This window comes from Amycolatopsis sp. NBC_01286, assembly GCF_035982555.1.
GTDB lineage: Bacteria > Actinomycetota > Actinomycetes > Mycobacteriales > Pseudonocardiaceae > Amycolatopsis.
This window is the reverse complement of record NZ_CP108428.1, coordinates 9,539,819-9,550,597: the sequence shown is the minus strand read 5'-3', so window position 1 is coordinate 9,550,597 and position 10,779 is coordinate 9,539,819. Positions and strand designations below refer to the sequence as shown.

Annotated in this window: 7 protein-coding genes; 5 read left to right on the top strand and 2 right to left on the bottom strand. The window is 73.3% G+C overall.

The window, feature by feature from the left end:
• Positions 1 to 6: 6 nt before the first annotated feature.
• Both OG570_RS43680 and OG570_RS43675 read left to right on the top strand, forming a co-directional pair.
• Positions 7 to 1,077, top strand: a complete 1,071-nt coding sequence (locus OG570_RS43680) for a MupA/Atu3671 family FMN-dependent luciferase-like monooxygenase (RefSeq protein WP_326954568.1) — start codon at positions 7 to 9, stop codon at positions 1,075 to 1,077.
• A complete protein-coding gene (locus OG570_RS43675; protein WP_326954567.1) occupies positions 1,074 to 2,414 on the top strand; it encodes a KamA family radical SAM protein in 1,341 nt (446 codons plus the stop codon). Before OG570_RS43680 ends, OG570_RS43675 begins: the two co-directional genes overlap by 4 nt.
• A 365-nt stretch (positions 2,415 to 2,779) precedes the next feature.
• Here OG570_RS43675 and OG570_RS43670 read toward each other — a convergent pair whose 3' ends face one another.
• Both OG570_RS43670 and OG570_RS43665 read right to left on the bottom strand, forming a co-directional pair.
• Positions 2,780 to 3,748: an ArsR/SmtB family transcription factor gene (locus OG570_RS43670; protein ID WP_326954566.1), complete on the bottom strand. Its 969-nt coding sequence runs from the start codon at positions 3,746 to 3,748 to the stop codon at positions 2,780 to 2,782.
• 108 nt (positions 3,749 to 3,856) lie between these two features.
• Complete coding sequence (locus tag OG570_RS43665) at positions 3,857 to 4,087, bottom strand: hypothetical protein (protein ID WP_326960381.1); 231 nt, start codon at positions 4,085 to 4,087, stop codon at positions 3,857 to 3,859.
• Here OG570_RS43665 and OG570_RS43660 point away from each other — a divergent pair.
• The 3 genes from OG570_RS43660 (at position 3,984) to OG570_RS43650 (ending at position 10,735) form a co-directional block, all read left to right on the top strand.
• A complete protein-coding gene (locus OG570_RS43660; protein ID WP_442788354.1) occupies positions 3,984 to 6,923 on the top strand; it encodes a BTAD domain-containing putative transcriptional regulator in 2,940 nt (979 codons plus the stop codon). The two genes, OG570_RS43665 and OG570_RS43660, sit on opposite strands and share 104 nt — an antisense overlap.
• A 67-nt stretch (positions 6,924 to 6,990) precedes the next feature.
• Positions 6,991 to 10,011: a DEAD/DEAH box helicase gene (locus OG570_RS43655; RefSeq protein WP_326954565.1), complete on the top strand. Its 3,021-nt coding sequence runs from the start codon at positions 6,991 to 6,993 to the stop codon at positions 10,009 to 10,011.
• Complete coding sequence (locus OG570_RS43650; RefSeq protein ID WP_326954564.1) at positions 10,004 to 10,735, top strand: SWIM zinc finger family protein; 732 nt, start codon at positions 10,004 to 10,006, stop codon at positions 10,733 to 10,735. Before OG570_RS43655 ends, OG570_RS43650 begins: the two co-directional genes overlap by 8 nt.
• Positions 10,736 to 10,779 lie beyond the last annotated feature (44 nt).

The window sequence follows — 10,779 nt, the reverse complement described above, 5'->3', positions numbered from 1 at the left end:
AACCCGATGCGCTTCGGCATCATGTTCTTCGCCGCTCCCGACGGTGCGGCCGCCTCCGAAACCTTCGACACCATGTTCGCCGCCGCGAAACTGGCCGACCGGGGCGGGCTGAGCGCCGTCTGGACGCCGGAACGGCACTTCGACCGGTTCGGCGGCGTCTTCCCGAACCCCGCGCTGACGAGCGCGGCGCTCGCCATGACGACGGACTCGCTGCAATTGCGCGCCGGCAGCCTGATCTCGCCGCTGCACAACACCGTCCGGATGGCCGAAGAGTGGTCCGTGGTGGACAACCTCTCCCGCGGCCGGGCCGCGGTGTCGTTCGGCGCGGGCTGGAACGTCAACGACTTCGTGCTGAGCCCACAGACCTACGCCGTCCGGCGGGACGTCATGCTGGCGCAGCTCGACGACCTGCGCCGGCTGTGGCGCGGCGAGGCGATCGAGCTGCCCAACGGGCTGGGGCACCCGGTACCGGTGCGCCTGTTCCCGCGGCCGATCCAGCCGGAGCTGCCGATCTGGCTGACGTCGTCGGGCAACCCGCAGACGTTCGTGGACGCCGGCGCCCGCGGCACGAACGTCCTGACGCACCTGATCGGGCAGGACGTCGACCAGCTCACGGCGAAGATCAAGCTGTACCGCGAGGCCCGGGCCGGGACCGGGCTCGATCCCGCCACCGGCGTCGTCTCGCTGATGCTGCACACCCACCTGGCCGACGACGAAGCCGAAGCGAAAGCGACGACGAGAACACCGTTCCGCGAGTACCTCCGCTCGGCGGTTTCCCTGGAGACCAAGGCGGCGAAGGGCGGCGGCACCATCAGCGGCGGCCACCGGATGCCGGCCGAGGACCTGCCGGACGACGTCGTCGAAGACCTGCTCGACCTGACCTGCGACCGCTACCTGCGGGACGGATCGCTGATCGGCTCGCCGGAAAGCTGCCGGACCGTCGTCGAACGCTTCGCGGCGGCGGGCGTGGACGAAGTCGCGTGCCTGGTCGACTTCGGCCTGAGCGCGGAGCGGATCCTCGCCGGGCTCCCGCCGCTGATCACCCTCGCGCGGCACTTCTCCCGGACCCGGCCTTGACCAGCTCGCGCGTCCGGCCGGCCCCGGCGCGGTTCAAGGCCTACCGGTTCCGCCAGGCCAGCCGGCTCGACCTGCTGGCGAAGCTGCCGGCGGACCTGCGCTTCGAAATGGAGGTCGTGTCGCACATCCTGCCCTTCCGGATCAACGACTTCGTCCTCAACGAGCTGATCGACTGGGCGGACCCGCCCGCCGACCCGCTGTTCCGGCTGCTGTTCCCGCACCGGGACATGCTTTCCCCCGAGCACTACGACGCGATGTCCGAGCTGGTGCGGCTGGGCGCGCCGGCCGCGGAGATCCAGGCGCTGGCGCGGAAGATCCGGGAGGAGCTCAACCCGCACCCCGCCGGGCAGCAGACGCTGAACGTGCCGTCGCTCGAGGGCGACGCGCTGCCCGGGATGCAGCACAAGTACGCCAACACCGTGCTGTTCTTCCCCTCCGCGGGCCAGACGTGCCACTCGTACTGCGCTTTCTGCTTCCGCTGGCCGCAGTTCGTCGGCGCCGAAGACCGGTTCTCCGCGCCGGACAGCACGGCGTTGCGCGCCTACCTGCGCGCGCACCCCGAGGTGTCCGACGTCCTGGTGACCGGCGGCGACCCGATGGTCATGCGGACCCACCGGCTGGCCGGGTACCTCGACCCGCTCCTGGCGGACCCGGGGCTGGAGCACGTGCGGACCATCCGGATCGGCACCAAGGCGCTCACCTTCTGGCCGCACCGCTTCGTCCTGGACGACGACGCCGGCGAGCTGCTGGCGCTGTTCCGGCGGATCGTCGCCGGCGGCCGGCACCTCGCGGTGATGGCCCACCTCGACCACTGGCGGGAGATGGAGGACCCGCTGTTCGCCGAGGCCGTCCGCCGGATCCGGGAGACAGGCGCGGTGATCCGCAGCCAGGCGCCGGTCCTCGCGCGCGTCAACGACGACCCGCGGGTGTGGTCCCGGATGTGGGAACGGCAGGTGGCGCTGGGCATCGTGCCCTACTACATGTTCGTCGAGCGCGACACCGGGGCACGCAACCACTTCGAGGTGCCGTTGGTGCGCACGTGGCGGATCTACGCCGACGCCGTCAGCGCGGTGTCCGGCCTGGCCCGCACCGCGCGCGGCCCCAGCATGAGCTGCGGTCCGGGCAAGGTGGAGATCCAGGGCGTCGCCGAAGTCCACGGCGAGCGGGTGTTCGTCCTGCGGTTCATCCAGGCCCGCGACCCCCGCTGGACACAGCAGCCGTTCTTCGCGGCGTACGACCCCACCGCCACCTGGTTCGACGCCCTGCGCCCGGCCTTCGGCGAGCGGGAGTTCTTCTTCGGCCGGGAGTACGCGGCCATGACCGGAGCGGGAAGCTGACACCCCGGCCCGGGAACTTCAGTGGCACAGCAGGGAAGAGCCGCGTTCGGAGAGTTCGTGGAACGCCGAGCCGCGTGATCGGCTCGTCGTGAGGCGGGCTTCGGTCAGCCTGCCGCCTCTTTCGTGCGCTCCAGCTCGAACCGCGCGCCGATGCGGTCCAAGATCGCCAGGGACCGGCGGAATGCGGCGGCGTCACCGGTGAACCTCCTGGAGCACGACGTGTACCTCAGCTGGTGGTGACACCGAGCGGGTACGACACGAAGGTCCAATCGGTGCTGAAGCACTGGCTGGGCAACGACTTCCCGTTCCGCAAGCCGTATTTCTCCAACCGGCAAATCCCCGGCTGACGCTCCGGCCCGGGAACTTCAGTGGCACAGCAGGGAAGAGCCGCGTTCGGAGAGTTCGTGGAACGCCGAGCCGCGTGACCGGCCCGTCGTCACCAGGCCCGCTCCGCGCAGTACCGACGTGTGCTGGCTCGCGCTGGCCAGTGAGATGCCCGCCGCGCGGGCCAGTTCGGTGGTGTTCACCCGGGGGAGGGTCGCGATGACGCGCAGGACCTCGGCGCGGGTGTTGCCGAGCAGGGTGTTGAGCGAGCGGTCGCACCCGGTGGCGGGCTCGGCCGCCCAGCCGGGCTCCGGTGCGATGGGGTAGACGAGCACCGGCCGGTCCGGCTGACGCAGCAGCGTGATCGGGCCCGGCCAGCAGAACAGCGACGGCACCAGCGTCAACCCGGCGCCGCCGAGGACCAGGTCCTGCTCGACGGGGTAGGCCAGTTCGAGGACCGGGGCGCGCCAGCGGGCCGACGGGTGCAGGGTGGCCAGGACGGCCTCGAAACCCCGGGTGACAGCCAGTTCCGCCCGCTTCCGGCGGTCGGCGCGGATGTGGCGGCGGATGGTTTCCCAGTGCGGCTTCACGGCCGCGTCGTGGTAGGTCGTCAGCGCGTCCCCGAGCAGGTTCAGGGCCGGCACGTTGCCGTCGGCCAGGTCCGCCGGCCAGGACGCGACCCGGGTGCCGGACGCGAGCTGGGCGATGTCGGCGCGCAGCCTCTCGCGCGGCGTGCTGAGGACGAGGTCCAGCCCGGTGCCGAAGTCGGCGACGTCGCCGGACGGCGTGAGGAAGTCGGGGGAGTACCCGGTCGGCCGGCTCAGCGTGCGCAGCACGCCGGCCGGGCGGGCGAGGCGCGCCGGCAGGCCGCGCCGCCAGCCGCGGAAGCGCTGGTCGGCCGGTACCGGCGTCGTCAGGTGCAGGCTGAGCAGTACCTCCCACATCGGGTCAGGCTCGGCGAGGATCCGCACGCGCACGAGGTCGGCGTCGGTGAAGTGGATGCGAAGCATGAATCCCCCAGTTGGTGACAACCCGACCATATGGTGTGGCGACGCCTGAACGCTGTACGCTTCCTGTACGCGGGCTTATTGCGTTCCACCTGCGAATTCGTCGAAACTTCAGCGGTCCGACCGGCAGAATCCGGCGACGATCGGCAGGAACAGGGGAAGACTTGCGAGGGGGCCGATGACGCTGGGGGAGCGGCTGCTGGCGTACCGGCGGCGAGCCGGGATCAGCCAGCAGGAGCTGGCCGGGCTCGCCGGGGTCAGCGTGCGGACGTTGCGGGACATCGAGCGGGGCGAGGTGCGCCGGCCGCACGCGCGGTCGCTGGCGAAGCTCCTGGAGGCCACCGGGCTGACGGACGTCGGTAGCCCCGCGCCCGGCGAGCGGGCCGGCGGGTTCCGCGTCGAGGTGCTGGGCCCGCTGGCGGTGCGGCGGGACGGCCGTGAGGTACCGCTCGGTTCGGTGATGCAGGCCCGGCTGCTGGGGCTGCTCACGCTGCGCGCCAACCAGGTGGTGTCCCGCGCGGACGTCGTGGAGTTCCTGTGGGGCGAGCGGTCCCCGGAGTCGTCGGTGAACCTCGTCCAGACCTACGTCTCGCGGTTGCGGAAGTTCTTCGCCGGCCTGGACGCCGATCCCGGGCTGGTGACCCGCGTCGGCCCGGGGTACCGCCTCGGCCTGGCACCCGGGCAGAGCGATCTGCTGGAGTTCGCCGAAGCCCTGTCGCAGGCCCAGGAAGACCGCCGGGCGGGCGATTCCGCCGCGGCCGTGCGGTCCTACCGGTCGGCGCTGGAGCTGTGGCGCGGTCAGGTCCTGGACGGCGTCCTGCTGCCCGCGGCCCCGCACCCGGTGGTCGTCGCGGTCACCCAGCAGCGCCTCAAGGCCGTGCTCGACTACGCGGATCTCGCGGTGCCGCTCGGCCACCACGACGACGTCCTCGACCGGCTGCGGGAAGCGGCCTTCGCCGACCCGCTGCACGAAGGCCTGACGGAGCGGATTATGCGGGCGCTGGCCGCCTCGGGGCAGCGGGCGGCCGCGGTCCAGGTCTTCCTCGCCTTCCGCGGCCGGCTCCGGGAGAACCTCGGCCTCGAGCCGGGTCCCGAACTGCAGCGCACCTACCTGCACAGCATCCGCGAGGAGCCGGGCACGCCGACCCCGGCGCTGCTCAGCCGCCGCTCCGGGACCCCGGCCGCGCCCATCCCCGCCGAGCTGCCGCCCGACCCGTCGCGGTTCATCGGCCGGGACGCGCAGCTGCGGCAGCTCGACGAGTTCGTGTTCGACGCCGCGCCGCACGCCTCGGCCCGCGTCGTCGTCCTCAGCGGCACCGCGGGTGTCGGGAAGTCGGCGCTGGCCGTGCGGTGGGCGCACCGGATGCGCCACCGCTTCCCGGACGGGCAGCTGCACGCCGGGCTCAACGGCTTCTCCACGGTCGGCACCCGGTCTGCGGGCGAGGTGGTGGCCGCGTTCCTCACCTCGCTCGGCGTCGCGCCCGCCACCATCCCGGTCGACCTCGACGCCCGGGTCGCCCTCTTCCGCTCGGTGCTGGCCGACCGCCGGATGCTGCTGGTGCTGGACGACGCCGTCAGCCCCGACCACGTGCGCCCGCTCATCGCCGCCAGCCCGCACTGCGCTGTGCTCGTGACGAGCCGCAACAGCCTGGCCGCGCTCACCCTGCACGTCGACGCGCTGCTGGTCGAGCTCGATGTGGTCTCCCGCGGCGAAGCCATCGCGCTGCTGCGGGCGTCGTGCGAGCGGGAGGCGGCCGAAGCCTCGCCCGGGGCCCTGGCGGAGCTGGCCCGGCTGTGCGCCCACCTGCCGCTCGCGCTGCGGATCGCCGCCGCCAACATCGCCGGCCGGAAGACGGTCGCGGAGTACCTGACCGTCCTGACCGAAGGCGATCGGCTCGCCGGGCTCTCCCTGGGCGGCGACAGCCGGTCCGCGGTGCTGACGGCCTTCGAGATGTCCTACGCCGCGCTCCCGCCGGAGACGGCCCGGCTGTTCCGGCTGCTGGGGTCGCTGCCCGGAGCCGACGCCGGGATGCCGGCCATCGCCGCGCTGGCCGGCGCCGGCGTGGACGACGCGGCGCGGATGGTCGACCGGCTGGTCGCCGCGCACCTGGTGCAACGACGGCCGGGCGGCCGGTTCCAGACCCACGACCTGCTCCGCCTGTTCGCCGGGCAGCGCAGCGCCCGCGCCGACGAGGAAACGGACCGGGCGGCGGCGCTCGAGCGGTTGTTCGACTACTACCTGGAGACCGCCACCCAGGCGACCGCGAGGCTGTACCCGGGCATGCTGCGGCTCTCGGAGCTGCGCCAGTACCCGCCGTCGCCCTGGCGGGAACGAGATGAGCCCGGGGTCTGGCTGACCGCCGAACGCGCGAACTTCGCCGCCGTCGTGGCCCACGCCGTCGACCACGGCCCGCAAGGCGTGGCCTGGCAGCTGATCGACGTGCTCCGCGGCCACCTCTGGCGCACCTACGACCCGTCGTCGTGGTGCGCGCTGGCGCTGGCCGGGCTGGACGCGGCGCGTCGGGAGGGCAACCGGGCCGCCGAGGCCGCGATGCACTACAGCCTGGGCGCGGCGCACCGCTACGGCCTGCGCGACCTGGCGGCCTCCCGGCAGCACCTCGACCAGGCCCAGCGGATGCTCCGGGAACTGGGCGACACCACCGGTTGCGCCGCGGCCCTGGACAGCCTGGGCATGGTGCTGCACGAGGCCGGCGAGTCCGCCCCGGGCCTGGCCGCGCTGGAGACGTCGCTGGAGCTGTGCCGTGAGGCGGGGTTCGTGGTGGGCCAGGCGAAGGTGCTCGGCAACGTCGGTTTCGTCCTGGCCACGATGGGCCGCACCGAGGAGGCCAGGCAGCGCTTGGCCGAGGCGGCGGCGTTCGCCGCGCGGCTCGGTGATCGTCACCTGGAAGCGACGGTCCAGCACAACCTGGGTTACGCGCGGGCGTGCGACGGGCGGTTCATCGAGGCCGAGCGCAGTTACCAGCAGGCCCTGCTGATCCGGGAGGACATCGGCGACGCCGAAGGCCGGGCGTCGACGCTGGAGAAGATCGGCACGTTGCTGCACGACACGGGCAACCCCGCCCAGGGAACGCGGTACTGGGAGGCGGCCCTGGTCGTCTTCGACGACCTGTCCCACCCGAAGGCGGCCGAGGTCCGCGCCCGGCTCGGCCAGTACTGACGGGCCGCTTCGACCAGGCGTGCGACGATCTGCGGGGAACCCGGATCGGACTAAGGAGCCTCGGACCTTGCCTGTGGTGCACGCCCTGTGGTCTCCGGGCCGGGGGCTGCTGCTGTGGGCGGAGCACGACCGGCGCCCGGCCGGTACGTCGAGCCGGTCGGCGCGGATCGCGTTGCCGCATCCCTTCGCGGTCTCCAGTGCGCAGCTGACCGCGCTGCACCCCGGCAAGCCCACGTCGGCGACGCTGCTGCTGCCGTCGCGGGCGAGCCGGCCGCTCGCTTCTGCCGAGCAGGCTGCAGGCCAGCGGCGTGGCCCGGCGCCGTCGTTGCGGCCGTGGTCGGTGCCGGCGTTGATCGTGGACGCGACCGAGCTGGACGACCTCGACGACGCCGCCTCGTACGGCGAATCCGTCACCTACCTGCGCGCGGTGGCCCGCCTGGCCGCGGATCTGGTGCGGCGCGGGCGGGTGCTGCCGACGCTGCTCCGCCAGGGCGACGCGGCCGAGGCCCGGTGGCGCCCGGTGCTGCAAGGCGTCGACTTCGTCGCGTTCGACGCGCTCGTCGCGGCCATGCCGCCGGTCGGACGGGCCGAGCAGGTCGCGCCGCTCACCGGGGCCTCGCCGCGCGCGCTCGTCACCGACGCCCTCCACACCCTGGTCGACACGGCGGTCCGGGACCGGCTGGCGCGCGCGGAGCCGCCCGTCGACCTGCGCGGGGGCCGGGGCGCGGCCGGGGTGTGGCTGGCCGCGTTGCAGGGCGGCGGTCCCCGCGTCGAGCTGCCGCTGGGCGAGCTGGGTGTGCTGGCCGAGGCCGTCGCGAAGTGGGACGAGGTCGCCGACACCGACGTCGTCGACGGCCGGGCGTGCTTCCGGCTGGCCGAAACCGGCACCCTGCGCCGACCGGCCGAGGCCGATCCCGACGACCAGACCGGCGACGGCACCAAGTGGCAGCTGCGGTTCCTCCTGCGCGCGACGGCCGATCCGAGCCTGCTGCTCTCGGCGGGGCAGATCTGGTCGGGCGAGGCGCACGGGCTGGTCCGGGACCCGAAGGGGCTGCTCGTCGCCGAACTGGGCCGGGCCGCGCTGGTCGAACCGATGCTGGCGCCGGCGTTGCGCCGGACGCAGCCGGCCGAGTACGACCTGACCGTCGAGGAAGCCGAACAGTTCCTCACCTCGGGTGCGACCCGGCTGATCGAGGCCGGGTTCGAAGTGCAGCTCCCGGCCTCCTGGGACGGCAGGCGCCGGCTCGGGCTGCGGCTGTCGGTCCGCAGCACGCCGTCCGAGCAGGTCGTCACCCGCAACCGGGTGGGCCGCGACGAGCTGGCCACGTTCCGCTGGTCGATCGCGGTGGGCGACGTCGAGATCGGCCGAGAAGAACTGGCCACCCTCGTCGCGGCGAAGACCCCGCTGGTGCGGCTGCGGGGGAGGTGGATCAGCGTCGACGCCGATCGCCTGCGCGCCGGACTCGAGTTCCTGCGCCGCGACCCGCACCGGCACACCGAGCCCCCGACCGGGGCCGAGCTGCTGGAGCTGGTCCACCTCGCACGGGAGGCGCCGCTCCCGGTCACCGCCGTCAGCGCCGACGGCTGGGTCGGGGACGTCCTGGCCGGGCGGGTCGAGGAGGCCCTGCGGCCGGTCGAGCTGCCGCCGTCGTTCCGGGCCATGCTGCGTCCCTACCAGCAGCGGGGTGTCGCCTGGCTGGCGTTCATGGCGGAGCTGGGGCTCGGGGCGTGCCTGGCCGACGACATGGGCCTCGGCAAGACCGTCCAGACGCTGGCGCTCGAGGCACTCGAGCGGGCCGCGGGCGAGGGCCGGCCGACGCTGGTGCTGTGCCCGATGTCGCTGGTCGGCATGTGGCAGCGGGAGGCGGCGACCTTCGCGCCGGGCCTGCGGGTCCACGCCCACCACGGCAGCGCCCGCGCGCACGGCGACGCGCTCGCCGAGCAGGTCGCCGCGGCCGACCTCGTCGTCACGACCTACGCCACCGCCGCCCGCGACGCCGGCGAACTCGAGAAGGTCACCTGGCGGCGCCTGGTGCTCGACGAAGCGCACGCCATCAAGAACGCCGACACCGCGACGGCCAAGGCGGTGCGGCGGTTCACGGCCGGGCACCGGCTCGCGCTGACCGGTACCCCGGTGGAGAACCGGCTGGCGGACCTGTGGTCGGTGCTGGACCTGCTCAACCCCGGGCTGCTCGGCAGCAGGTTCGAGTTCCGGCAACGATTCGCCGTCCCGATCGAGCGGCGGGGCGACACCGACGTGGCCGCCGAGCTGCGCCGGCTCACGCGGCCGTACCTGCTGCGCCGGGTGAAGACGGACCCCGCGATCGTCCCCGAGCTCCCGGAAAAGCTCGAGATCCGGCAGGAGTACCGGCTCACCCGCGAACAGGGCACGCTGTACTGCGCGATCGTCGACGAGATGATGAAGAAGATCGAGAACAGCCAGGGCATCAAGCGCCGCGGCAACGTCCTCGCCGCGATCACGAAGCTCAAGCAGGTCTGCAACCACCCCGCGCACCTGCTGCACGACGGCTCCCCGATCGGGCGCCGCTCCGGCAAGGTCAGCCGCCTCGAAGAGGTCCTGGCGGAGATCCTGGCGTCGGGTGATCGGGTGCTGTGCTTCACGCAGTACACCGAGTTCGGCCACATGCTCGTGCCCCACCTGACGGACCGGCTCGGCGTCGAAGTCGCCTTTTTGCACGGCAGCCTGGCCAAAGGCGCGCGAGACGCGATCGTGGACCGCTTCCAATCCGGCGACGGGCCGCGGATCCTGGTGCTCTCGCTCAAAGCGGGCGGTTCCGGGCTCACGCTGACCGCCGCCAGCCAGGTCCTGCACCTGGACCGCTGGTGGAACCCGGCCGTGGAGAACCAGGCCACCGACCGGGCGTTCCGGATCGGCCAGGGCCGCACCGTCCAGGTCCGGAAGTTCGTCTGCCCCGGCACCATCGAAGACCGCATCGACACCTTGATCACCAGGAAGCGCGCGCTCGCGGGCATGGTCGTCGGCGAGGGCGAAAGCCGGCTCACCGAACTGTCCACGGACGCGCTGCGCGGGGTGCTCACCCTGGGGGAGGACGCGATCGATGACTGAACCGCTCCCGTGGTGGCCGACCCGGTTCCTCCGGGCGCTGACGGCGATCGGCGTCCTCCTGCCCGCACCCGGCCGGGGCCGCGTCGTGTCCCTGGAGGTCGGCGCCGGGCGCGTCGAGGCCGAGGTGCGGGACGGCCGCGCGTACCAGGTGCGGATCGGGCTGACGGCGTTCGGGAAGGCGGACTGGGCGGCCATCACCCACGCCCTCGCCGCGAAGGCGTCGGCCACCGTCCTGCTGCTCAGCGGCGAGCTGCCCCGCGACGTCGAGCAGATCTTCACAGCGGTCCGGCTGCCGCTGTTCCCGTCGTCGGCGCGGGAGGTGTCGCTGGACTGCACCTGCCCGGACGCCGAAGTGCCGTGCGGCCACCTGAACGCCGTGTTCGCCGCGCTCGTGGCCCGGGTCGCCGACGACCCGTTCACCGTCCTCGCCCTGCGCGGCCGGAACCGCGAAACGCTGCTGGAGGAGCTGAAGAACCGGCTCATCTCCGCTGAACCGCTCGACCCCGACGACCGGTCACCGGCCCTGACCGAGGTCATGGACACCTTCTTCGCGAGCGGCCAGGCCCCGGGCCTGGCCGCCGCGGCACCGCTGCACGGACCGCGTACGCCGGTCGACGCGCTCCTGGACCAGGCCCCGCCGTTCACGATCACGGCGGGCGGCGACGACGTCACCGAACTGCTCCGGCCGGCGTACCGGGCACTCGCGGAAGACCCAGGCGCTTAGCTTCGGCAGGCGGTGACGACGGTCCGGCTGCGACACTGTCCGGC